This is a genomic window from Mycobacterium sp. SMC-16 (assembly GCF_046250085.1).
GTDB classification, from domain to species: domain Bacteria; phylum Actinomycetota; class Actinomycetes; order Mycobacteriales; family Mycobacteriaceae; genus Mycobacterium; species Mycobacterium phocaicum.
Genome location: NZ_CP176427.1, coordinates 2,609,913 through 2,632,652, shown reverse-complemented (window position 1 = coordinate 2,632,652; position 22,740 = coordinate 2,609,913). Strand labels below are relative to the sequence as shown.

Below are 22,740 nucleotides of genomic sequence, written 5' to 3'. Positions count from 1 at the left end.
GGGCCGATCCTAGGCCTCAGCGAGCTCCCCGTCGTCGGGTTCGGATCCGGCGTCCTTGCGCTGCCTGATCCAGTACATCGACAGGTCCTCGGGCACACCCGACGCCTTGGCGGCGAACAGCTGCTTGCGCACCTTCTTGGGTGTCACACCCAGGGCGTCGAGGTACTGCTGGTCGATCCGGTCGAGCGTGGACTGCGAGATGATCAAGCCGCCCTTGGTGGCCCGCTCCATGACGCGCGCCGCGATGTTGACGTCGACGCCGAGCAGGTCCGACCCGATGCGCTGCGGCCGTCCGGTGTGGATGCCGGCGCGCATCCTGGGGTGGTACCCGTCGATCTCGACGTCTTTGAGCGCATCGAGCGCGCGGATCACCGATCGCAGCGCGGTGACCGGATTACTGAACACCGCCATGGAGCCGTCGCCCATGCGTTTGACGATGTGGCCGCCCGATTCCAGCAGTGGTGGCTCGAAGACCTGAGCCACCCGGCGCAACAGCCGCAGCGTGGTCTCGTCGCCAACACTCAGCGACCATTTGGAGAAGCCGACGAGATCGGTGAAGACGATGGTCACTTCGGGGTTCGCCGGGCGTCCGGACACCCTCTCTGTGAGGGCCTGCCACACCTGCAGCCCCGCAAGACTCACCTCGTGGGACGCCCCACCACGAGGGAGCAACCGATCGGCGGCACGGGCGGCCGCGCTGGGCCCACCGACGCCGGCGACCGACAGCGGGTCACCGAATTCCGGGTCCCCCGGCAGTGCACGGCGCGCCCGTCGGATGAATCCGATGACAGCCGGACTGTGATTGGTGTTCTGCAACCACCCCAACGGTCCACTTGATCCTGGCCCGGCGTGTGCGGCCGGGCCGATCTCTCCGACACCGTCGGATCGTTCTTCGAACGATTCGACTTCCACGACGCCACCCTAGGTGGCGGTCCGCAGCACCGGCAACGACCCTGGGCGCGCGTCGCAAAACCGGCTGGTCACCGACTTATGGCGACCCGATGGACGCTCTGTAACGGTCACCGCGACACCGGCGCCAAATCGTGGACAACATACGTTGTCACGATTATCGTGACGACACAGAACCCTCGGTATCAACGTTGAGCGAGGCCACCATGACCCCACGGACGACACCCGTCGCCGAACCACTCGGCCCGGAATCACTGACCTGGAAGTACTTCGGCGACCTGCGCACCGGCATCCTCGGCGTGTGGATCGGCGCGATCCAGAACATGTATCCCGAGCTGGGTGCCGGCGTGGAGGATCACTCGATCCTGCTGCGGGAACCGTTGCAGCGGGTCGCCCGCTCGGTGTACCCGATCATGGGCGTGGTCTACGACGGCGACCGCGCCGCCGACACCGGCGCCCAGATCCGCGGTTATCACGAGACCATCAAGGGCGTCGACCACGACGGCCGCCGCTATCACGCGCTGAACCCGGAGACCTTCTACTGGGCCCATGCGACGTTCTTCATGCTGATCCTGAAGACCGCCGAGTACTTCTGCGGTGGGCTGACCGAAGCCGAGAAGCGCCAGCTGTTCGACGAGCACGTGCAGTGGTACCGGATGTACGGCATGAGCATGCGGCCGGTCCCGGAGACCTGGGAGGACTTCCAAACCTATTGGGAGCACAAGTGTTCCGAGGAATTGGAGGTCAACCGGGCCACCCTTGACATCTTCACCATCCGGATTCCCAAGCCGTGGTTCGTCCTGATGCCGACCCCGGTGTGGGACCAGATGTTCAAGCCATTGGTGGCCGGGCAGCGATGGGTGGCGGCCGGCGTGTTCGACCCCGCGGTCCGGGAGCGGGCCGGCATGCGCTGGACGCCCGGCGACGAGGTGGTGCTGCGGCTGCTGGGCAAGGCCGTCGAACTCGCTTTCCTCGCCGTCCCTGACGAAATCCGTTTGCACCCAAGGGCATTGGCCGCCTACCGCCGGGCCGCCGGGCGCGTGCCGGCCGACGCACCACTGGTCGAGGCGCCGGGATTCATGGCCCCGCCGAAAGACCGCTGGGGCCTGCCGATGCATTATGTGCCACGTCACAAATCGTTGATGGAACGCGCCGGGTCACTGGTGCACACCACGTTCTCGTTGGCCGGTCTGCGTCCGCGCGCGGGCCGCTCAGTGTCCGGAAAGGCTGCCTGAATACATGCTTGATTGGTCCGACGTCGATATTGCCGTGCGCGACGCCGTTCGCGAGTTCGTGGACAAGGAAATCCGCCCGCACCTCGACGAGCTCGAGGGCGGCGACATGGAGCCCTACCCGATCATCCGGAAGCTGTTCGCCACCTTCGGAATCGACGTCATGGCCAAGGAGTCGCTGGAGCGGCGGCTGTCCCGACTGCGGTCCGGTGAGGCCTCGGACGGCAAGCCCCGGGCGTCCGGCGGGATGTTCGGCGGCGGACCCGACCAGGCCGGCATGGGCATGGTGCTGATCAGCGAATTGTGCCGGGTCAGTTCGGGTCTGGTGACGGGCGTGGGCGTCAGCCTGGGTCTGACGGTGCCCACCATCCAGAGCCGCGGCACGTTGGCCCAGCAGGAGCGTTGGCTGCCCGGACTGGTGACCTACGAGAAGGTCGGCGCCTGGGCCATCACCGAACCCGATTCGGGCTCAGATGCTTTCGGTGGCATGAAGTCCTACGTCGTGCGTGACGGCGACGACTACATCCTCAACGGCCAGAAGACCTTCATCACCAACGGTCCCGACGCCGACGTCGTCGTCGTCTACGCCAAGCTGGACGAGGGTGACGGGGCCGACAAGCGCGACCGCAAGGTACTGACCTTCGTGCTGGACCGCGGCATGGAGGGCTTCGTCCAGTCGAAGCCGTTCCGCAAGATGGGTATTCACTCCTCGCGTACCGGCGAGCTGTTCTTCAACAACGTGCGGCTGGGCCGCGACCGGCTGCTCGGCGAGACCGAGGAGAACAAGGCCGGCGACGGCCGCGACAGCGCCCGGTCGAGCTTCTCGGCCGAACGCGTCGGCGTGGTGTCCATGTCGCTGGGCATCATCGAGGAATGTCTGCGGCTGTGCATCGACTACGCCAAGACCCGCACGTTGTGGGGCAAGGAGATCGGGCAGTTCCAGCTGATCCAGCTCAAGCTGGCCAGCATGGAGGTGGCGCGAATGAACGTGCGCAACATGCTGTTCCGCGTCATCGAGTCCGGCCAGGCCGGCCGCCAGATTCCGCTGGCCGAGGCGTCGGCGATGAAGTGGTACTGCTCGCAGGCCGCCACCGACGTCGCGATGGACGCGATCCAGTTGTTCGGTGGCAACGGCTACATGACCGAGTACCGCGTCGAGCAGCTGGCGCGTGACGCCAAGTCGCTGATGATCTACGCCGGCAGCAACGAGGTGCAGATCACGCACGTCGCCAAGGGGCTGCTCGCCTGAGGCCGGATCAGGAGTGGGCCCGGGAGCTCTCGTACAGGCAGATCGACGCTGCGGCTGCCACGTTGAGGCTCTCGGCGCTCCCCCGCATCGGGATGTGCACCCGCTGCGATGCCAGCGCCATGACCTCGTCGGGCAGGCCGTGCGCCTCGGGTCCGAACAGCCACGCGGTACGTGCCGACAGGTCGGCGGAGCGGATGTCGACGGAGGCGTCCAGCGCCGTCGCGAGCACCTCGATGCCGCCGGCCCGAATCGCTGAAACCACCGCGGCCGCATCGGGATCCACCACGACCGGCAGCGAGAAGATACTGCCCGCCGAGGACCGCAGGCACTTCCCGTTGTAGGGGTCGACGCTGTGCCCGGCGAACACCACGGCGTCGGCGCCCATGGCGTCGGCGATGCGGATCAGCGTGCCGGCATTGCCGGGCTCGGACATGCCGACCGGCACCGCGAGCAACCGTGGCTCTGCCGCCAGCACGTCCGCCAACGACGTCTCGGGCAGCGCGCACACGGCGATGAGCCCGACGGGCGTCACGGTCTCCGACAACGCCTTTGCGGCCTTCTCGGTGATCACCGCGACCGGGGCACCGTCCAGCAGTGCGCCGAAGCGCTCCAGCGCGGCGGCCGTCGCGAAGACCTCAGAAACAAGTCCGCGCCGCAGCGCTGCCTCGACGAGGTTGGGTCCCTCGGCAAGGAAGCGCCCGGCGCGTTTGCGCCCGACGTGGCGCTGCAGCTTGGCTGCAGCGACCACCCGGGCAGATCGCTCGGTGAGCGCTGAGTCTGTAGTCAGACTCAGGCAGCCTCTCCGGACGGGGCGTTGACGTCAGCAGGCAGAGCGGCCTTGGCCACCTCGACCAGCGCGGTGAACGCGGCGGGATCGCTGATGGCGATCTCCGACAGGTTCTTGCGGTCGACCTCGACGCCGGCCAGCTTCAGGCCCTGGATCAGGCGGTTGTAGGTGACGCCGTTCTCGCGAGCCGCGGCGTTGATACGCGTGATCCACAGCTTGCGGAAGTCACCCTTGCGGGCGCGACGGTCGCGGTAGGCGTAGGTCAACGAATGGAGCTGCTGCTCCTTGGCCTTGCGGTAGAGCCGCGAGCGCTGCCCGCGGTAACCCTTCGAGGCCTTCAGTACTGTGCGCCGCTTCTTCTGAGCGTTCAGTGCGCGCTTCACGCGTGCCATGAGTTTTCCTTATCCTTCGATGTTCAGGGGAGCCGGCGGTACTAGCCGGCCAGCATCTTGGCGACACGCGCGGTGTCGTTGGCAGCAACCACGGCGCGACCGTCGAGACGACGGGTGCGCTTGGTGGCCTTGTGCTCCATCAGGTGGCGGCGGTTGGCCTTCTGGCGCACGATCTTGCCGGTTCCGGTCTTGCGGAACCGCTTCGATGCGCCACTGTGGGTCTTGGCCTTGGGCATGTGTCCTCAGTTTCTTTCCATGCGGTCGCTCGCGGCGGCTTGAGGCCGCTGCGAGCGATCGCGACTGCTGTTACGCGGTTGCGTCAGATTCAGGTGCCGCAGGGGCCGGCCGTCCGGCCGGCGCGTCGGCGTCGTGCGCCGCCTTGGCGCGAGTCTTCGCGCCGCGGTGCGGAGCCAGCACCATCGTCATGTTGCGGCCGTCCTGCTTGGCGGACGTCTCGATGAAGCCGTATTCGGCGACGTCGGCGCCCAGCCGCTGCAGGAGTCGGTAGCCCAGTTCGGGCCGCGACTGCTCACGTCCGCGGAACATGATGGTCACCTTGACCTTCGACCCTGCTTCGAGGAAGCGGACGACGTGACCCTTTTTGGTCTCGTAGTCGTGGTCGTCGATCTTGGGACGCAGCTTCTGTTCCTTGACGACGGTCTGCTGCTGGTTCTTGCGAGACTCACGTGCTTTCTGAGCCGTCTCGTATTTGAACTTGCCGTAGTCCATGATCTTGCAGACCGGCGGCTTGGCGCCTGGCGCAACTTCGACAAGGTCGAGATCGGCGTCCTGGGCGACGCGGAGGGCATCTTCGATGCGCACGATCCCTACCTGCTCGCCGTTCGGTCCGATCAACCGAACTTCAGGTACGCGAATGCGCTCGTTGACGCGTGTCTCAGTGCTGATGGGGCCTCCCGGGTTGTTCCATTACTTGTTCAGTAGAGGTCACACCCGGCTCAGCCATCTGTTCGCATGAACAGAAAAGCCCTGCATATAGCAGGGCCCAATGCCGACCGATCACGGCTCACGCCGTCTGCGCACAACGCAGAACAGGCACAATGTGCCTGTGACCGGACCGTCAAGCCGCGAGGCCGACGGTGGGAGTGGGACTCCACTTGCTGTCCTGACGTAAGCCAGGACGGTCGCGCATGACACTCTAGCAGTCATGACCGACCCGAACCTAACCAGTGACCAGGTGCGCGAGCTCGCCGAGATCCCCGCCGTCGAGGTGATCACCCGCGCCGCCGTCATGCTGATGAGCGCGGCCGCCGAGAAGCTCGGGCTGGCCGACGCCGATCCCGACGAGAGCCCGCACCGCGATCTCGACGAGGCCCGTCGCCTCATCACCGCGCTGGCCGGCCTGGTTCAGGCCTCGGCCGAGTATCTGGGACTGCACGCCGGCCCGGTCCGGGACGGCCTCAAGAGCCTGCAGCTGGCGTTCCGCGAGGCGAGCGTCGCGCCGGACGAGCCCGGGCAGGGTCCGGGCGAGAAGTACACCGGCCCGGTCTGGTAGCTCAGGGGCTGTGCAGACACTTCCAGGTTTCACCGCATATTGTCCGAACTTATGACGTTGACGCCGAGCAGATCGCAGCAGCGCCCGACGACATTGGGATGGGTGCCGGCCGTCGCCGGCTGGACCGTCGGTGTCGTCGCGACGCTGTCGCTGTTCGCCAGTCTGTCGCCGCTGATCCGGTGGATGATCCACATCCCCCGCGAGTTCGTCAACGACTACCTGTTCAACTTCCCGGACACCAGCTTCGCCTGGTCGTTCGTGCTGGTCCTGCTGGCCGCCGCGCTGGCGGCGCGCAAGCGGATCGCCTGGTGGATCCTGCTGATCTACATGGTCGGCCACATCGGCTGGAACATCTACGGCCTGCTGTCCGACAACTTCCCGGACGACGTCCCGACCGTCGTCGAGGATTTCGGCGAGGCACTGGGCCTGGTGTTCCACATCGGCGTCATCGTCCTGCTGCTGCTGTCACGAAACCAGTTCTGGGCCAAGGTTCGTCGCGGCGCGCTACTGAAGGCGGCCCTCACGCTGGTCGCGGGTATGGCCGTCGGCATCCTGGCGGCCTGGGGCCTGCTGGAGATGTTCCCCGGCCGGCCGCCGCTGGACCCCGATTACCGGCTGGCCTACGCCGTGAACCGAGTCAGCGGTTTCGCCGCGGTCGGCAAGGAAGCGTTCGAGGGCGGGCATCCGCACGCGTTCCTCAACGCGCTGTTCGGCCTCTTCGGCGCGGTGGCGTTGATGGTTGCCGCGATCGTGCTGTTCCAGTCGCAGCGCGCCGAGAACGCCCTCACCGGCGAGGACGAGTCCGCGATCCGCGGCCTGCTCGAACTGTGGGGCAAGAACGACTCACTCGGTTACTTCGCCACCCGCCGCGACAAGGCCGTGGTCTTCGCGCCCAACGGCCGCGCGGCCATCACCTACCGCGTCGAGGTGGGCGTCTGCCTGGCCAGTGGTGATCCCGTCGGCGACCCCCGGGCCTGGCCGGCGGCCATCGACGCGTGGTTGGCCCTGTGCCAGACCTACGGCTGGGCACCCGGCGTCATGGGCGCCAGCTCGACGGGCGCCGAGGCTTATCGACAGGGCGGCTTGAACGCCCTGCAGCTCGGTGACGAAGCCATCCTGCATCCGCAGAACTTCCGGCTGTCGGGCCCGGACATGCGGGCCGTCCGCCAGGCCGTCACCCGCGCCCGGCGCGCCGGGCTGACGGTGCGCATGCGCCGGCACCGCGACATCAGCGCCGACGAGATGGCTCAGGTCATCACGCATGCCGACGCCTGGCGCGACACCGAGACCGAGCGCGGCTTCTCGATGGCGCTGGGCCGCCTCGGCGACGCCGCCGACGGCGACTGCCTGCTGGTGGAGGCCGTTCAGGGTGACGGCCAGGTCGTCGCCATGCTGTCGCTGGTGCCGTGGGGCAACAACGGGGTTTCGCTGGACCTCATGCGCCGCTCCCCCGCCTCCCCCAACGGCACCATCGAACTGATGGTGAGCGAGCTGTGCCAGCGCTCGGAAGAGATTGGCGTCACCCGGATTTCGCTGAACTTCGCGATGTTCCGCTCGGCCTTCGAGCAGGGTTCGCAGCTGGGCGCCGGCCCGATCCTGCGTCTGTGGCGTGCGCTGCTGATCTTCTTCTCCCGCTGGTGGCAGCTGGAGACGCTGTACCGCTCCAACATGAGGTACCTGCCCGAGTGGGTGCCGCGCTACGCCTGCTACGAAGACGCGCGGCTGATCCCGCGCGTCGGCGTCGCCTCGGTGATCGCCGAGGGCTTCCTGGTGTTGCCGTTCTCCCGGCGCGACGAGCAGCCCCACACCGGCCACCACACCGCGGCCCCCAAGAATCTGATCGATTCGGGGCGGTTGCACGCCGACGGCAGTGCACCCGATGTGGCCGACCTCGCGGCCGGGGCCTCCGACACCGCCGACGCTCGCCGCCTGCCCGACCAGGTGCGGGTCCGGATGGCCAAGCTGCAGGCGCTGCAGGCGGGCGGCATCGACGCCTACCCCGTCGGGCAGGCGCCCAGCCACACGGTCGCCGAGGCGGTGCAGGCAACCGCCGACACCGCCGTCTGCGTCGCCGGACGTGTGCTGCGGCTGCGCGACTACGGCGGCGTGCTGTTCGCGCAACTGCGCGACTGGTCCGGCGAAGTCCAACTGCTGCTGGACAATTCACTTCTGACCGGCAGCACCGTGACCGAATTCACCGGCGCCATCGACCTCGGTGACCTCATCGAGGTCTCCGGCGTCATGGGCACCAGCCGCAACGGCACGGTGTCGGTGCTGGTGCACAGCTGGCGGCTGATCGGCAAGTGCCTGCGACCGCTGCCCGACAAGTGGAAGGGCCTGACCGACCCCGAGGCCCGCGTCCGCACCCGGTACCTGGACCTGGCCATCAACACCGAGTCGCGGGAGTTGATCACCGCGCGCAGCCGGGTGCTGCACGCCATCCGGGAAACCTTGGTGGGCAAGGGTTTCCTGGAGGTCGAGACCCCGATCCTGCAGCAGATTCACGGTGGCGCGAACGCCCGGCCGTTCGAGACCCACATCAACGCCTACGACCTGGATCTGTATCTGCGCATCGCGCCCGAGCTGTACCTGAAGCGACTGTGCGTGGGTGGCGTCGAGCGCGTCTTCGAGCTGGGCCGCGCGTTCCGCAACGAGGGTGTGGACTTCAGCCACAACCCCGAGTTCACCCTGCTGGAGGCGTACCAGGCGCACGCCGATTACAACGTCTGGATCGACGGCTGCCGCGAGATCATCCAGAACGCCGCGGCCGCGGCCAACGGCACCCAGGTGGTCATGCGCCCTGGACCCGACGGCAGCCTTGTGCCCGTTGACATCTCGGGCATCTGGCCGGTCAAGACGGTGCACGACGCGGTGTCCGAAGCGCTGGGCGAGCACATCACCCCGGAGACCGACGTGGCGACGCTGCGCAAGCTGTGCGACGGCGCGACGATCCCGTACCGGACCCATTGGGACGCCGGGGCCATCGTACTGGAGCTCTACGAACACCTCGTCGAAGACCGCACCGAGGCACCGACGTTCTACAAGGACTTCCCCACCTCTGTATCGCCGCTGACCCGACCGCACCGCAGCATCCCGGGCGTTGCCGAACGTTGGGACCTGGTGGCCTGGGGTGTCGAACTCGGCACCGCGTACAGCGAGCTGACCGATCCGGTGGAACAGCGCCGGCGGCTCGAGGAACAGTCACTGCTGGCCTCCGGCGGCGATCCCGAGGCCATGGAGCTGGACGAGGACTTCCTGCAGGCCATGGAATACGCGATGCCGCCGACCGGTGGCCTCGGTATGGGTGTCGACCGCGTCGTCATGCTGATCACCGGGCGCAGCATCCGCGAGACGCTGCCGTTCCCGCTCGCGAAGCCCCGCTGAACACAGGAGCCTCCCAGCTTCGCGCGGCACGCTGACGTCGTGACGATCGGGGCGACGAACGCCGGGCTCTATGGCGAGCAACATGTTTCGTTGATGCACGGCTGGCTGCCCTTCACCGTCCAGGCCCTCGCAGTGGCGGTATTGATCCTCGCGGTCGGCTGGCGTAACAGCCGGTGGCGCGCCGTCTGGCTGCCCTTCGCCGCCGTGTCCGGCTTGCTGCTGACCGCCGCCGCACGCTGGGTCATGGCATCGCAGGGCTGGTCCGACGGACCGGCACCGACGCGGCTCTGGATCTGGACCGCGGTCACCGGTGCCGCCGTGGTGCTGCTGATCGTCGGCTGGCACGCCACCCGCTGGTGGCGCCGCGGGCTCGCGGTGCTTTCGGTGCCGCTGTGTGTGTTGTCCACCGGACTGACGCTCAACACCTGGGTCGGGTACTTCCCAAATCTCGACACCGCGTGGGAGCAGGTCAATTCAGCGCCGCTGCCCAACCAGACGCGGCCCGAAACCGTGGTCGCGATGCAGAAGGCCCGGCAGATACCGAGCAAGGGCAGTGTCGTTGCGGTCCAAACCGGCTCGGCCGCATCGGGATTCAAACACCGCGACGAGTACGTGTACCTACCGCCGGCGTGGTTTGCCAGCAACCCGCCGCCCCCGCTGCCGATGGTGATGATGATCGGCGGCGAATTCAACACCCCCGCCGACTGGCTGCGGGCCGGCAACGCGATCAAGACGGTCGACGACTTCGCGGCCGCGCATCACGGCAACGCCCCCGTGCTGGTGTTCGTCGACCCGGGCGGTTCCTTCAACAACGACACCGAGTGCGTCAACGGGCCCCGCGGCAACTCTGCCGATCACCTGATCAAGGACGTGCTGCCCTTCATGGCCACCAACTACGGGGTGAGCACCGACCGCCGCCACCGCGGCATCGTCGGCTGGTCCATGGGTGGCACCTGCGCGGTGGACCTGGCGGTGATGCATCCCGATCTGTTCAGCGCGTTCCAGGACATCGCCGGCGACATCGCACCCAACGCCGGTGACCGGCCACAGACCGTGCAACGGCTGTTCGGTGGCAGCACCGCCAGATACGCCGACTGGGACCCGATGACGGTGATGTCCCGTCGTACCTACGACGACATCGCGGCCTGGTACGACATCAACGGACCCGAACTGTCCCGCAGCGCGCTGCCCGCGCAAACGGTTGCGGCACATTCGCTGTGCGGCGTCGGTAGCAGCCGTGGCATCCGGTGCGCGGTGGTCGAACAGCCGGGCAAGCACGACTGGCCGTTCGCCGCGCAGGCGTTCAGCGCAGCGCTGCCGTGGCTGGCCGGTCAACTCGGGACACCGGACGTGCCGCGACTGCCGTTGCCCAGTGCGACGGCGCCGGCCATGCCGGTCGAGGCCGCGCGTCGGTGACCTAGTAGTCGGCTTCGGCGGCGAGGATCTCGGCGAGGAACGCGTCGGGGCCGGGCGCCGCGAGCCGGGCCCGCACGTAGCGCCGGACCCGGTCCCGAACCGCTTCCGTCTCGCCGGCCCCGGCACCCACCGTCACGGTGGTGTCCGTCCAATCATGGCCCCACGCCTGGGTTTCGGTGGCCGGCAGCGGCAGGGTGGCGTTTCCGTCGATGTCGAGTGTGCCGTCGCCGGTGATCGAACCCGAGTCCAGGCGCACCGGGATTCCGTCCGCGGGACCGATGGTGGCCACGCGGATGTCGGCGACGACCGCACCGTCACGCGCCCGCACCGACCAGTCGATGGTGCCCTCGGCCGCATCGAAAGTCCGTGGTGGCACCGCGGTCCACGAGACCGATGCGACGCCGTTCGCGATGGCACCGTCGCCGCCGGCGCCGGGCTGCCCGGCCGCGAGCGCATAGTCGTCCTGCCGCGGCGGTCCCTGGCCCGCAAGGACTTCCGACCAGTCCCCGAGCCCCGATTCGTCGGCGAGTCCGACGCAGCTGCGGACGAGGTCGAGAATCCGGGGATCCCCGGCGGCCGTCGTCCTCGCCAGGGCCTCGCGATGCGGTGCCAGGAGCCCGGCGATATCCGAATCCAGGGTGTCCTCGGAGAAATAGTCCTGCAGCGCCGCCGTCGCGAGCGCCACCTCGGCGTCCAGCACGGCGGCGTCCAGCGGGCCGATGCCGTCGCGGGCACTGGCCGGCCACCACCGCCGTAACCAGTGTCCGACCGCCAGGCGGCGAAGGGCGGCAAGGGGTTCGGGCAGCGGCACGACGTCGGCGGTCTCGGCGGCGGTCACCACCGCGACGTGTCCGGCTTCCCCGACCAGCCGCCACAACCAGTCGGCCGCAGGCAGATCCGTGAACGTGATGCGGACCGCCTGCGCCGGGTCGTGGATCGTCCACGCGAGGACCGCGCCGCTGACCTCGAGTACCGCCACCTCGGGCGGTGGCGCGACCTCGGAGCCCAAAGCCCACAATCCGGACTCGACAGTGAGTTTCATCCGGCCGCCTCCAATTCCAGCATCGCCTTGATGCGCTGCCGATGATCGAGGCTCACCGAACGGGCGACCCCGTCCAGCAGGCCCCGTACCTCGCCCGCGTCGTCGCAGGATTCCTGCCAGACGTCACGGCCGTGCAGCCGGGCCCACAACCGCGAGACATAGGGACGCACGAACGCCGCCAGGTCGTCCACCACCTGCTGCTGCCGCGGGTGGACCGGGCCGCCGTCGATCAGATACCGGCGGGCGTGCAGCACGTACGCCTCTTTGCGGAGCCGCGCCTGGATCTGACCCGAAAGGTGGTAGCGCGTCCGGTGATTCACCTCGAGCGGCGCCAGGTCCACCCCGACCTCGATGCCGGCGACGAGGGTGGCCTGGTTGTCCTCGGCCAGGAGCCCCCACGGCGAGGCCGCGCGGTCCGCCTCTTCGGCACACAGGGTCGGCAGGTCCGGCAACTCGTCGCGATCGAGGGCACGACGGAGCGTCGCCCGAACCCGGTCGACGATGCTGCGGTCGAGGGGACGTTCTGCCGCGCGGGAGCCGGTGACCGCCGGCTTCGATTGCGGTGCGGCAGCGCACAACCCGATCTGATCGACCGACCACGGCGCGGCGGCCGCGGCGTCGCGCATCCGGGCGCCGAAGTTGTACGGGGCGGTGTCACCGATCAGTGCGGTCCAGACCCGTTGGCGCGCAGCATCGGCGTTGTGACCGCCGGACGGCCCGAGGACCGTGGTGAGCCCGGCGAGGAACGGCTCCCACGATGCGTCACCCGCCGTGACGTCGTCCCAGCCGGCATCGAGCTGACGCGACAACGTTTCCAGCACCGCGGGATCGGCGAGGTACTCGTGCAGCCGCTCGACCGCGGTGCGGTCGCGGTCGCCGTGCACGTCGCGCAGCGCTGCCACGACGACGCCTGAATCATCCTGTCCCGGTTCACCTCTGGTCGCGGCCAGTTCGAAACACACCGGGAAGTAGAGCTCCTGGGCGTTGCCGGTAGTGATCCGGTCGCGCCGGCGCTGCGCCTTCAGCAGTGCGAACCACTGCGCCGCAGCGCGCAACTGGACCGCGTGGTCGATGATGACCTGACGCATCTCGTCGGCGATGTCGGCGGCAACGACGGGCGCCGAGTACTCGGGGTGTGCGCGCAGCCGAAGCACCAGCGGATCGACGATGCGCTTCACCGCGCGGCTCAACGGGCCGCCGTCGGGGCTGCTCAGCAGTTCGAGACCGGGCCCGATCTCGCGCCACGCGGCATCGATGACGGCGCGACGTGGCTGTGGCCCAGCAGTCATCAGCGCGCTCCATCGACGGTGAAGGACATCATGGCAGCCCAGTAGACCGGGCTCAATGCGGCGCCGCCGGTCCGCCAGCGGCGCAGGCACTCTCGCTGCCAGTGGTTCACAGCGCGGGCCGGGGTTGCCGACTCGTGTGCGGTGTCGACGGCGATGATCGCCTCTGCCATGGGGTCGCCGTCGGTGGCTGTCGCCGTCCGGTAGCCGGCAGCCGTGGGCAGGGACCAGAGCGTCGCGGTAACCACCTGTGCGCCACCGAGAATCATCGCCGCGACCAGACCGGTGGCCTCGTCGAACCGGTAGTCGGCGCCGGATGCGCAGGCCACAAGCGCGACGCGGGGCGGGATCGGCAGGCCCATCACCATGATGTCGGCGGCGGTCAGCGGCTCGGGCTCAGCCAGATGCAGGGCCGCCTGCTCTGCCGACCCGTCGCGGTCGGGGGCGGCACTGGCATGCCCGACGTACACCAGCCGTGACGGCTGCTGCGCCAATTGGGTGGCCAGCCAGTGCCGGTCGGCGTCGGCCCGGCGGAAGAGCTCCACCGGGGCGGTGACCGCCGGCAGTGCTGGTCGCTCGCCGAAGTGCCGGGCCAGCTCCGTGTCCGGCGCTGGCCGGCCCAGCACCGAGCCGAGCGCTGAATCCGGCCGCTGGCCGGGCACTTTCGGGTCCAGCAGCAGAAGGGGCTGTCCGCCGGCCGGCAGTGATTGTCTGCGCGGCGCGTTCGCGATGTTCGCAGGCACCGCCAGCAGCAGGTCGGCGAGTTCGATCAGGCGTTGGTCGGCAGTGCCGCTGGGCTGCGCGAGCAGGCCCCATGGCACCCGGCTCAAGCGGGCACTCGGCGATACGAAGAGCACCGGTAGCTCGGGGTCGCCGGTGTACTGCCGCAGCAGATCCCACGCTTCGTCGGGGAGCAGTGCCCCGAGGAGCCGGGCGAGTTCCCGCTCGCGCGCCACCGCGGCGAACGGGCCGGTCGCCAGGGACCGGGTCAATGCCGCGGAAAGTTGCTCACCCTCAAGCGGATCCGGGAGTGCTTCGGCCAGAGCAGCGATCACCGCGAGAAGAACGTCCTCGGCCACCATCCAGGTGACCAGACGCTCGGGTGAGCCGACCACCCGCAGGCTGACGTACGTCGCGCTCCCGATGTCGGCGAAGCGGAGCACCAACATCGTTGTGGTGTCCTCGGTTACGGGCATGTCGACCACGCCTCCTGATCGGCGATGACCGCGCGGCCGTAGCGCGACCGCGCCAGCTCACGGTAGCGCGCCAGCACCGGCTCGCCGCCGGGTTCCATCTGCAGCGGCGGCAGCGGCCCGAGCCGGATGAGGCCGGCGGCCCCCACCGCAACCGGACCGGAAGCGACCGAGGCCAGTTCGTCGACATCGAGAACCGGCGCGGCCGCCGTCGTGGCCGAGGCCCACTCCGTCGTGGCACCCGTCGCCGCATCCACGCTGAACGCGCCGCGGGCGCTGTGATATTCGATCAATTCACTTACCAGTGCCGGGTCCTGCGATTCCCAGGCCACGGCGAACGCTCCGGCCAGCAGAGGTGCGGCCACCCCCGCAGCCCAGCGGGCCCGCGCGTCCGCGTCGGTGATCGAGTAGCGCACCGAGTCGACGGCCAGCGCGGCCGGCAACTTCAGGTCGGCGGCGGCCGCCAATTTGTCCATGCCGGAACGGTATTGGTCGGTACCCGGTTCGGCGGACCACGTCCCGAGCCCGCCGCGGTAGCGGGCTTCGGCCTGCGCCCACGTGTCGGCGGGATCGCCGGCGGCGTCGAAGCCGAGGTCCGCGAGTCCCTCCGCGCGCCAGACGGTGCCGAGCTGGTCATCCAGCCGCGCATACTGCAGCCAGCTGCTGCGCGGCGAGGAATCCAGGCACGCCCGGGCCTGATCGATCAATGCGCGAGCCTCGTCGTATCGGCCCCGGAAGACGGCGATCCAGCTGCGCTGCAACAAGATACGGTGCACGTGCAGGGGCTTACCGAGCTCACGCCAGTGCCGTTCGGCGTGGCCCCAGCATTCATCGGCGGCCTGCAGGGCACCGGCGGCCAGCCGGGTCAGCCCGAAGTACAGCCAGCAGCGCGACACCTCGTGAGCCCGCGCCTGCCGGGCGATCTCCGGATACGCCGCGGTGACGAGCGCCTCGGTCCCCTGCTGGTCGCCGGCCAGCCAGCTCACCGCCGCCCGCTCCAATTGGGCTCGGGCGGTGGCAAATTCCCAGCCACGCGCCTGTGCCCTGGCCTCCGCGCGGCGCAGCCACGGCAAGGCCTCGTCGACCTTGCCGGTTTCGATGCAGAACCGCGCGTAGCCGAGAGCACCGGTGAGCCAGAGATATTCGCGCTGTGGGTCGTCGGCGGGTGTCGCGATCGTGGCCAGCACCCCGTCCCACAACGGCACCGCGCGGACGTGCAGATCGTCGTCGCACAACGCGAGCGCGCACAGGATCCGGGCGTGGGTCAGGAGGTAGGTGTGTTCGTCGTCAAGATCCGGGTACGAGGACGGGCCGTCCAGCGCGGTCAGGGACAGCGCCGCCCCTTCATGGTCTCCGATGGCGGCGGCCAGGCCGGTCCGCAGAAAGGTGGCCCGGCGCCGGTAGCGGCTGAGCATGTGGTCCGCGTCCTCCGGCGTCATGGTCATCTGCGCCACGATCTCGGCCGGCGCGCGGCCGGCCAGGATCGAGGCGTAGATGTCGAGGCAGTCATCGATGCGCCGGATACATTCGCGCACGCCGTCCAGGGCGCTGCGGATCAGATAGATCTCGCCGAGCTGCGCGAAGACCTCGAGCATCTGGTCGTCGCGGTCGGCCGCTTCGATGGCGGGCATCAGCGACAGCAGCAGTTCTCTGGCTGTCGGCTCGTCGGCGGCGAACATCAGCGCGCGGGAGCGGGCGAGTTCGCCGGTGATCGACACGGCCGCATCATAAGTCGGACGGCGGGCGCAAGGGATGCACCCGCCGTCCTTGTGGCCCTTGCGGACATGTCAGCCGCAGGACACCTTGATCTCGAAGTTCTTCGAGATCATCCCCGCCATCGGGTTCTTCATGTCGGCACCGGCGGCCTGCCCGGTGATCGTGTAGGTGCTGCCGTCGACCTTGACGTCGGCCGAACCGGTCTTCATGCCGCCCATCTCCGACACCGCGAGCGCGTTGCCGTCGACCACAAGGCCGAGAGACTGCACCTTCGGCGGCGAGGCGTCGGTCATGACGACGCCGAGGCCCTGCGCGCCGCCACCGATGGGTGCGCTGGCGATGTTGATGCTGCCGCCCTGCTTCACGCAGGTCACCGACTTCAGGTCCAGGCCGGCCAGGTCCTGGCCCTCGACCTTGACGACGGTGTTGCCGCCACCCGTCACCGAACCCGGGCCGGACGCCTTCGGGCCTGCCTCTTTGTCGCTCGAGCAGCCGATCAGGGTGGCGCCCACGGCCAGCAAGCCGACACCGGCGGCCAGAGTGCGCTTGATGTTCATGCCATTGGTCTTCATGTGCGGGAGCTTTCCTTCCTCAGTCCGACGCCCCAGTGGCGTCGTCGTGCGGCAAGTACACGCGGGCGCCGCGGCTACCGATCCCAAGTTTCCGGCGCGGTACGGTGAAGCCATGGCCGAAAACGAGCCCATCGACGCCGAGATCGTGCCATTGGATCCGGCGCCCGCACCGTTGCCGGTGTCGCCGCCCGTCGATCCCGGCTACACCCCCGACGGGGTCCCGACCTTCGAGTCGGTGCGCGACAAGATCGAGAATCGGTACGGCACCGCGATCGGCTCGGCCGAGCTGGCCGCGGACACCCCGGAGGGCCGGTCGGTCGAGGAACAGTACGAAGCGCGCCAGAAGGCTGCCGCCGAACGCCTCGAGCAGATTCGTCGCTCGATGCACGACGACTGACTTGCGTACCTTCACGATTGCCGAGCGCCGCAATCGCTTGGCGCAACGTCATTTTTTGAGCGCTGCGGCGGCGAGTCCCGCCGAGGTGACCCGGGCACTGGTCGGTCTGCACGGCACCGATCCCGCCACCCCGTACCTGTCGCTGTGGGCGCGGCTGCCCGGTTTCGCCGTCACCGATCTCGATGCCGCGCTGTACCAGGACAGGCACCTGGTCAAGCACATGGCGATGCGCCGGACGCTGTGGGTGGTGCACACCGCAGACCTGCCCGCGGTCCAGGCCGCCGCGAGCGATCGCGTGGCGGCCACCGAACGCAAGCGGCTGATCGGCGATGTCGAGAAAGCCGGTATCGCGGCCGACGGCGAGGCGTGGCTGGAGCGCGCCGCGGCTGCGGTGCGTGGGCACCTGGAAGCAGGTTTGACGGCCGGCACCGGTGCGCTCCGGGCCGCGTTGCCCGAGCTGGCGGGCAGCTGGAATCCGGCACCCGGAAAGACCTGGGGCGGAACCACTCCCGTCGCGCCACGGGTGATGACCGTGCTGTCCGCGCAGGGGCACATCCTGCGCGGTCCCAACGACGGCATGTGGACGACGTCGCGGCCACTGTGGTCCTCGGCGTCGCACTGGCTGCCGGATGGGGCCGCTGCCCTTCCGGCCGACGAAGCCCGCGTGGCAGTACTGACGGCCTGGCTGCGCACCTTCGGCCCGGCCACCGCCGCCGATATCAAATGGTGGTTCGGCCAGACGCTGTCGTGGGCCCGCGAGGGGCTACACGCCATCGATGCCGTCGAGGTCGCGCTGGAAGGCTGCGACGACATCGGGTTCGCCCTGCCCGACGATCTCGCCGCCACTCCCCCGGTTCCGTCCTGGGGCGCACTACTGCCCGGGCTGGACCCGACCGTCATGGGTTGGCAGGCCCGGTCCTGGTACCTCGGCCCGCATGCGGGCCAATTGTTCGACCGTTCCGGCAATGCCGGCCCCACGGTGTGGTGGGACGGTCGCGTCGTCGGCGCCTGGGGTCAGGACGTGGCTGGCCGGGTGCAGCTGGAGTTCGTCGAAGACGTCGGCGCGCCCGCCCGGAAGGTCCTGCAGCGCAAGGCTTCCGAGCTGACCGACTGGCTCGACGGGGTGCGCGTCAAGCCGCGCTTCCCGTCACCGCTGAGCGTCGCCCTGTCTCGCTAGGCACTCACCTTGCGCCGCTTGGTCTTCGGCGGATCCGGCACGACAGTCGGCAGCAACTCGGCGAGGAACTGCCCGGTGTAGCTGTCCGGTGTCGCCGCGACGTCTTCCGGGGTGCCGGACACCACGACGGTGCCGCCGCCGGCGCCACCTTCGGGGCCCATGTCCACGATCCAGTCCGAGGTCTTGATGACGTCGAGGTTGTGCTCGATGACGATCACCGTGTTGCCCTTGTCTACCAGGCCGTTGATCACCTTGAGCAGCTTGCGGATGTCCTCGAAATGCAGGCCGGTGGTGGGCTCATCGAGGATGTAGACGGTGCGCCCGGTGGAGCGCTTCTGCAGTTCGGCGGCCAGCTTCACGCGCTGCGCCTCACCACCGGACAACGTCGGGGCGGGCTGGCCCAACCGCACGTAGCCCAGGCCCACGTCGACGAGCGTCTTGAGGTACCGGTGGATCGAGCTGATGGGCTCGAAGAACTCGGTGGCCTCCTCGATGGGCATGTCGAGGACCTCGGAGATGGTCTTGCCCTTGTAGTGCACCTCCAGGGTCTCCCGGTTGTACCGGGCGCCCTGGCACACCTCGCACGGCACGTACACGTCCGGCAGGAAGTTCATCTCGATCTTGATGGTGCCGTCACCCGAACACGCCTCGCAGCGGCCACCTTTGACGTTGAACGAGAATCGGCCGGGCTGGTAGCCGCGAACCTTTGCCTCGGTCGTGGCCGCGAACAGCGTGCGGATCTTGTCGAACACACCGGTGTAGGTCGCCGGGTTCGATCGCGGGGTGCGGCCGATCGGCGACTGGTCGACCCGTACCAGCTTGTCCAACTGGTCGAGACCGTTGATCCGGGTGTGCCGACCCGGCACCTGGCGGGCGCCGTTGAGCTTGTTGGCCATGACGGTCGCGAGGATGTCGTTGACCAGCGTCGACTTGCCCGAACCCGAGACCCCGGTGACCGACGTCAGCACACCCAGCGGGAACGCCACGTCGACCTCTTTGAGGTTGTGCTCGCGCGCGCCGACGACGGTGATCTGCCGCTTGCGATCGACGGGTCGGCGGATGGCCGGGACCTCGATCTCTTCCCGGCCCGAAAGATAGGCGCCGGTAAGCGATTTCGTGTTCTTCAGCAGGTCCTTGTAGGTGCCGCTGTGCACGATCTGGCCACCGTGCTCACCCGCCGCGGGACCGATGTCGACGACCCAGTCGGCGTGCGCGATGGTGTCGAGGTCGTGCTCGACGACGATCAGCGTGTTGCCGAGGTCGCGCAACCGGACCAGGGTGTCGATGAGCCGGCGGTTGTCGCGCTGGTGCAGGCCGATGGACGGCTCGTCGAGCACGTAGAGAACACCGACCAGGCCCGAACCGATCTGGGTGGCGAGCCGGATGCGCTGTGCCTCACCGCCGGACAGTGTGCCCGCGGCCCGGGACAGGGTCAGGTAGTCGAGGCCGACGTCGAGCAGGAAGCCCAACCGCGACTGCACCTCTTTGAGCACCTGGCCGGCGATGGCCTGCTCGCGCGTACCGAGGGTCAGCGCATTGAGGAACGTCGAGCAGTCCGAGATGGACAGATCACACACCTGCGCAATGGATTTCGCGTCGTCATCCGCGGACAGGGTCACGGCCAGAATCTCCGGCTTGAGGCGGGTGCCGGCGCACTCGGGGCACGGGATGTCCCGCATGAAGCCCTCGTAGCGCTCCTTCATCTGCTCGGATTCGGTCTGCTCCATGCGGCGCTGCAGGAACGCCAGCACGCCTTCGAAGTCGGCGTAATAGGAACGCGTGCGGCCGTACCGGTTCTTGTACCGGACGTGCACCTGGTGGTCGGAACCTTCCAGAATCGCCTTGCGCGCCTTGGCCGGAAGCTTCTTCCACGGGGTGTCGATGTCGAAGCCAAGCTCCTCGCCGAGCCCGGCCATCATGCGCGTGAAGTAGTCGGAGTTGTGACCCATGGACCACGGCGCCACCGCGCCCTCGGCGAGCGTCAGCTCCGGGTCCGGTACGACGAGCTCGGGGTCGACTTCCTTCTTGATGCCCAGACCGGTGCACTCCGGGCAGGCGCCGTACGGCGAGTTGAACGAGAACGACCGCGGCTCGAGGTCGTCGACGGCCAGCGGGTGCGCGTTGGGGCAGGCCAGCTTCTCGGAGAAGCGCTGCTCGCGCTGCGGGTGGTTGTCGTCGCGGTCGACGAACTCGAGGACGACGATGCCGTCGGCGAGGCCCAGCGCGGTCTCGACCGAATCGGTCAGACGCTGCTTGGCGCTGGCCTTGACGGTCAGGCGGTCGACGACCACCTCGATGTCATGCTTCTCCTGCTTCTTGAGCTTCGGCGGATCGGTCAGCGAGTGCACGACGCCGTCGACCCGGACGCGGCTGTAGCCCTGGCCGTTGAGCTTGTCGAAGAGGTCGACGAACTCACCCTTGCGGGTGCGGACCACGGGCGCGAGCACCTGGAACCGGATGCCCTCGTCCATGGCGAGCACCTGGTCGACGATCTGCTGCGGCGTCTGCCGCGCGATGCGCTCACCACACACCGGGCAGTGCGGCGTGCCGGCGCGCGCATACAGCAGACGCAGGTAGTCGTAGACCTCGGTGATGGTGCCGACCGTCGAGCGCGGGTTCCGGTTGGTCGACTTCTGGTCGATGGACACCGCCGGCGACAGGCCCTCGATGAAGTCCACGTCCGGCTTGTCCATCTGGCCCAGGAACTGACGGGCGTACGCCGACAGCGACTCGACATAGCGGCGCTGCCCCTCGGCGAAGATGGTGTCGAACGCCAGCGAGCTCTTACCCGAACCCGACAGGCCCGTGAACACGATCAGCGAGTCTCTGGGCAGGTCAAGGTCGATTCCCCGCAGGTTGTGCTCGCGCGCACCTTTGACGATCAGACGGTCTGACACACGTATCCCTTCACCGGTCTGGGCAATCCAGACACCACAGCGCCATGCTATGTGTCCCCACCGACAAGTCCGGATACGGTGGCGTCATGACAGTCGTGAATGACACGTATACCGGCCACGTCGATGCGGGCACCGCGGCACGTCGCACCCTTCCCGCCGCGACGATCGTCAAAACATCGGTCGGGCCCATGGACAACAACGCGTACCTCATCACGTGTTCCGCGACCGGAAAAACCCTGCTCATCGACGCCGCGAACGACGGTCCGGCGCTCGTCGAGCTGATCAGGTCGCAGGCGCCGGACGTCGAACTCATCGTCACCAGCCACCAGCACTTCGACCACTGGCAGGCCCTGGCGGAAGTGGCCGAGGCCACAGGTGCGCCCACCGCAGCGCACGCGCTGGACGCCGAGCCGCTGCCCGTGAAGCCCGACCGGATCCTCGCCGACGGCGACACCATCACGGTCGGCGACCTGACGTTCGACGTCATCCACCTGCAGGGTCACACCGAGGGTTCAGTGGCGCTGGCGCTGCGCGGCGCCGACGGTGAGGTCACCCACCTCTTCACCGGTGACTGCCTGTTTCCCGGTGGCGTCGGCAAGACCTGGCAGGAAGGCGACTTCGAGCGACTGCTCGGCGATGTCACCCGCAAGGTATTCGACGTCTACCCCGATTCGACGGTCATCTACCCCGGCCACGGTGACGACACCACACTCGGCACCGAACGGCCACACCTGGAGGAGTGGCGGGCGCGCGGCTGGTAGCCGGTCGGCCCGTCAGCCCACGCACTGACCCGTCGGCACCTGTTGGGTGTTGCCGACCAGCGCCAGCTGCGGTCCTACTTCCTTCGCGGTCAACGCGAAACTGGTGTCGGGGTCGTCCTGGGCCGCCCCGAAGACGACACCGCGCACCCGACCGTCCAGGTCGACGATCGGGCCGCCGGAATTCCCTTGCTGCACACCACCTCTGAGGGCGTACACCTCTCGGGTCACCGTGCCGGTGCGGAAGATGTCCGGCCCCTGGAGCTTGATGACCTCGCGGACCCGCACCGGTTTCGCTTCGTACGCACCCCCGTGCGGGAACCCGAGTGCGGCCGCGTCGGCACCGCTGACGGCAGGCGCTTCGGAGAACATCAACGGAGCCGTCGGCAGGTCCGGGATCGCGAGAATCGAGATGTCCATGTTCGGGTCGAACGACACCACCTGGCCGTTGTACTTGGTCCCGTCGACCTCGACCGACACCTCGTCGGTCCCTGCGACGCCGTGCGCCGTCGTCATCACGCGCTTCGGTCCCACCACAAATCCGGTGCCCTCCAACCGCTTTCGGCAGCTGTGGGCGACGCCGTGAACACGCACCACGCTCGCTCGCGCGGCAGTCACCGCCGGGTTGCCGGCCACGTTGGGGTCAGGAGGGGCGACGGACGGGATCGTCGATTCGGTCTCCGACGCGATCGCGGATGTCGTCGCAGGTGCGGCGGGCTGGTTCTGGCCCGCGCAGCCGGCGATCAGTGTGGCGGCCAATGACAACGTCACCCATGACGCGCGGACGAGACTTCTTCGAGCCATGGCCCGAACCTTACGG

General features: G+C 68.5%; 20 protein-coding genes. 8 read left to right on the top strand and 12 right to left on the bottom strand.

Annotation, left to right across the window (positions count from 1 at the left end):
• Nucleotides 1–9: 9 nt before the first annotated feature.
• Nucleotides 10–912: an adenylate/guanylate cyclase domain-containing protein gene (locus ACJEIK_RS12710; protein WP_409431553.1), complete on the bottom strand. Its 903-nt coding sequence runs from the start codon at nt 910–912 to the stop codon at nt 10–12.
• Nucleotides 913–1,115: 203 nt separating this feature from the next.
• On the opposite strand from ACJEIK_RS12710, the gene ACJEIK_RS12705 reads away from it, so the two are divergent.
• Nucleotides 1,116–2,144, top strand: a complete 1,029-nt coding sequence (locus ACJEIK_RS12705; protein WP_409431552.1) for an oxygenase MpaB family protein — start codon at nt 1,116–1,118, stop codon at nt 2,142–2,144.
• Nucleotides 2,145–2,148: 4 nt separating this feature from the next.
• On the top strand, nt 2,149–3,390 hold the full coding sequence (locus ACJEIK_RS12700; RefSeq protein ID WP_138249687.1) for an acyl-CoA dehydrogenase family protein: 1,242 nt from the start codon (nt 2,149–2,151) through the stop codon (nt 3,388–3,390).
• 7 nt (nt 3,391–3,397) lie between these two features.
• On the opposite strand, the gene ACJEIK_RS12695 is transcribed toward ACJEIK_RS12700, so the two are convergent.
• The 4 genes from ACJEIK_RS12695 to infC all read right to left on the bottom strand — a co-directional run bounded on the left by ACJEIK_RS12695 (nt 3,398) and on the right by infC (nt 5,475).
• On the bottom strand, nt 3,398–4,138 hold the full coding sequence (locus ACJEIK_RS12695) for a TrmH family RNA methyltransferase (RefSeq protein WP_406784940.1): 741 nt from the start codon (nt 4,136–4,138) through the stop codon (nt 3,398–3,400).
• A 41-nt stretch (nt 4,139–4,179) separates the two neighbouring features.
• Complete coding sequence (gene rplT / locus ACJEIK_RS12690; RefSeq protein WP_029121325.1) at nt 4,180–4,569, bottom strand: 50S ribosomal protein L20; 390 nt, start codon at nt 4,567–4,569, stop codon at nt 4,180–4,182.
• A gap of 41 nt (nt 4,570–4,610) precedes the next feature.
• Nucleotides 4,611–4,805 (bottom strand): 50S ribosomal protein L35, encoded by a 195-nt coding sequence (gene rpmI / locus ACJEIK_RS12685; protein ID WP_020103309.1) that lies wholly within the window; start codon nt 4,803–4,805, stop codon nt 4,611–4,613.
• Nucleotides 4,806–4,875: 70 nt separating this feature from the next.
• The gene (gene infC, locus ACJEIK_RS12680; protein WP_082762265.1) at nt 4,876–5,475 is read right to left on the bottom strand and encodes a translation initiation factor IF-3; all 600 of its coding nucleotides are present in this window, start codon (nt 5,473–5,475) and stop codon (nt 4,876–4,878) included.
• Nucleotides 5,476–5,734: 259 nt separating this feature from the next.
• Between infC and ACJEIK_RS12675 the strand changes: the two genes are divergently transcribed.
• The 3 genes from ACJEIK_RS12675 (at nt 5,735) to ACJEIK_RS12665 (ending at nt 10,882) form a co-directional block, all read left to right on the top strand.
• Nucleotides 5,735–6,082, top strand: coding sequence for a DUF1844 domain-containing protein (locus ACJEIK_RS12675; protein WP_061003551.1), 348 nt, complete (start codon nt 5,735–5,737; stop codon nt 6,080–6,082).
• Nucleotides 6,083–6,133: 51 nt separating this feature from the next.
• Nucleotides 6,134–9,466, top strand: coding sequence for a bifunctional lysylphosphatidylglycerol synthetase/lysine--tRNA ligase LysX (gene lysX, locus ACJEIK_RS12670; RefSeq protein WP_409431551.1), 3,333 nt, complete (start codon nt 6,134–6,136; stop codon nt 9,464–9,466).
• Nucleotides 9,467–9,559: 93 nt separating this feature from the next.
• A complete protein-coding gene (locus ACJEIK_RS12665; RefSeq protein ID WP_061010612.1) occupies nt 9,560–10,882 on the top strand; it encodes an alpha/beta hydrolase family protein in 1,323 nt (440 codons plus the stop codon).
• 1 nt (nt 10,883) lies between these two features.
• Here ACJEIK_RS12665 and ACJEIK_RS12660 read toward each other — a convergent pair whose 3' ends face one another.
• The 5 genes from ACJEIK_RS12660 to ACJEIK_RS12640 form a co-directional block, all read right to left on the bottom strand.
• Nucleotides 10,884–11,924 carry a hypothetical protein gene (locus ACJEIK_RS12660; protein ID WP_060998873.1) on the bottom strand — a complete coding sequence of 347 codons (1,041 nt, stop codon included), beginning with the start codon at nt 11,922–11,924 and terminating at the stop codon, nt 10,884–10,886.
• Nucleotides 11,921–13,213 (bottom strand): hypothetical protein, encoded by a 1,293-nt coding sequence (locus ACJEIK_RS12655; protein WP_409431550.1) that lies wholly within the window; start codon nt 13,211–13,213, stop codon nt 11,921–11,923. Before ACJEIK_RS12655 ends, ACJEIK_RS12660 begins: the two co-directional genes overlap by 4 nt.
• Nucleotides 13,213–14,406 (bottom strand): CHAT domain-containing protein, encoded by a 1,194-nt coding sequence (locus ACJEIK_RS12650; RefSeq protein WP_409431549.1) that lies wholly within the window; start codon nt 14,404–14,406, stop codon nt 13,213–13,215. The genes ACJEIK_RS12655 and ACJEIK_RS12650 overlap by 1 nt, the downstream gene beginning before the upstream one ends.
• Nucleotides 14,397–16,121: a hypothetical protein gene (locus ACJEIK_RS12645; RefSeq protein WP_409431548.1), complete on the bottom strand. Its 1,725-nt coding sequence runs from the start codon at nt 16,119–16,121 to the stop codon at nt 14,397–14,399. The genes ACJEIK_RS12650 and ACJEIK_RS12645 overlap by 10 nt, the downstream gene beginning before the upstream one ends.
• Before the next feature lie 69 nt (nt 16,122–16,190).
• Nucleotides 16,191–16,676, bottom strand: coding sequence for a lipoprotein LpqH (locus tag ACJEIK_RS12640; protein WP_226522186.1), 486 nt, complete (start codon nt 16,674–16,676; stop codon nt 16,191–16,193).
• Nucleotides 16,677–16,803: 127 nt separating this feature from the next.
• Here ACJEIK_RS12640 and ACJEIK_RS12635 point away from each other — a divergent pair, with 127 nt between their 5' ends.
• Together ACJEIK_RS12635 and ACJEIK_RS12630 are read left to right on the top strand one after the other, a co-directional pair.
• Nucleotides 16,804–17,088, top strand: coding sequence for a PspA/IM30 family protein (locus tag ACJEIK_RS12635; protein ID WP_409431547.1), 285 nt, complete (start codon nt 16,804–16,806; stop codon nt 17,086–17,088).
• Nucleotide 17,089: 1 nt separating this feature from the next.
• Entirely contained in the window at nt 17,090–18,265 is a 1,176-nt protein-coding gene (locus ACJEIK_RS12630; protein WP_409431546.1) for a winged helix DNA-binding domain-containing protein, read from the top strand.
• On the opposite strand, the gene uvrA is transcribed toward ACJEIK_RS12630, so the two are convergent.
• Entirely contained in the window at nt 18,262–21,162 is a 2,901-nt protein-coding gene (uvrA, locus tag ACJEIK_RS12625; protein WP_409431545.1) for an excinuclease ABC subunit UvrA, read from the bottom strand. The two genes, ACJEIK_RS12630 and uvrA, sit on opposite strands and share 4 nt — an antisense overlap.
• A gap of 86 nt (nt 21,163–21,248) precedes the next feature.
• Here uvrA and ACJEIK_RS12620 point away from each other — a divergent pair, with 86 nt between their 5' ends.
• Entirely contained in the window at nt 21,249–21,923 is a 675-nt protein-coding gene (locus ACJEIK_RS12620; protein WP_133428191.1) for an MBL fold metallo-hydrolase, read from the top strand.
• A gap of 12 nt (nt 21,924–21,935) precedes the next feature.
• Here ACJEIK_RS12620 and ACJEIK_RS12615 read toward each other — a convergent pair whose 3' ends face one another.
• Nucleotides 21,936–22,724 carry a MarP family serine protease gene (locus ACJEIK_RS12615; protein ID WP_234880697.1) on the bottom strand — a complete coding sequence of 263 codons (789 nt, stop codon included), beginning with the start codon at nt 22,722–22,724 and terminating at the stop codon, nt 21,936–21,938.
• Nucleotides 22,725–22,740 lie beyond the last annotated feature (16 nt).

What these genes read in the sequence shown, in the direction of transcription:
- ACJEIK_RS12705 (WP_409431552.1), top strand. Translation starts at nt 1,116, where the DNA reads ATGACCCCACGGACGACACCCGTCGCCGAACCACTCGGCCCGGAATCA.
- ACJEIK_RS12660 (WP_060998873.1), bottom strand. Translation starts at nt 11,924, where the DNA reads ATGAAACTCACTGTCGAGTCCGGATTGTGGGCTTTGGGCTCCGAGGTC.
- ACJEIK_RS12650 (WP_409431549.1), bottom strand. Translation starts at nt 14,406, where the DNA reads ATGCCCGTAACCGAGGACACCACAACGATGTTGGTGCTCCGCTTCGCC.
- ACJEIK_RS12640 (WP_226522186.1), bottom strand. Translation starts at nt 16,676, where the DNA reads ATGAACATCAAGCGCACTCTGGCCGCCGGTGTCGGCTTGCTGGCCGTG.
- ACJEIK_RS12665 (WP_061010612.1), top strand. Translation starts at nt 9,560, where the DNA reads ATGCACGGCTGGCTGCCCTTCACCGTCCAGGCCCTCGCAGTGGCGGTA.
- ACJEIK_RS12615 (WP_234880697.1), bottom strand. Translation starts at nt 22,724, where the DNA reads ATGGCTCGAAGAAGTCTCGTCCGCGCGTCATGGGTGACGTTGTCATTG.
- rpmI (WP_020103309.1), bottom strand. Translation starts at nt 4,805, where the DNA reads ATGCCCAAGGCCAAGACCCACAGTGGCGCATCGAAGCGGTTCCGCAAG.
- ACJEIK_RS12635 (WP_409431547.1), top strand. Translation starts at nt 16,804, where the DNA reads ATGGCCGAAAACGAGCCCATCGACGCCGAGATCGTGCCATTGGATCCG.
- ACJEIK_RS12675 (WP_061003551.1), top strand. Translation starts at nt 5,735, where the DNA reads ATGACCGACCCGAACCTAACCAGTGACCAGGTGCGCGAGCTCGCCGAG.
- ACJEIK_RS12655 (WP_409431550.1), bottom strand. Translation starts at nt 13,213, where the DNA reads ATGACTGCTGGGCCACAGCCACGTCGCGCCGTCATCGATGCCGCGTGG.
- rplT (WP_029121325.1), bottom strand. Translation starts at nt 4,569, where the DNA reads ATGGCACGCGTGAAGCGCGCACTGAACGCTCAGAAGAAGCGGCGCACA.
- ACJEIK_RS12620 (WP_133428191.1), top strand. Translation starts at nt 21,249, where the DNA reads ATGACAGTCGTGAATGACACGTATACCGGCCACGTCGATGCGGGCACC.
- lysX (WP_409431551.1), top strand. Translation starts at nt 6,134, where the DNA reads ATGACGTTGACGCCGAGCAGATCGCAGCAGCGCCCGACGACATTGGGA.
- ACJEIK_RS12700 (WP_138249687.1), top strand. Translation starts at nt 2,149, where the DNA reads ATGCTTGATTGGTCCGACGTCGATATTGCCGTGCGCGACGCCGTTCGC.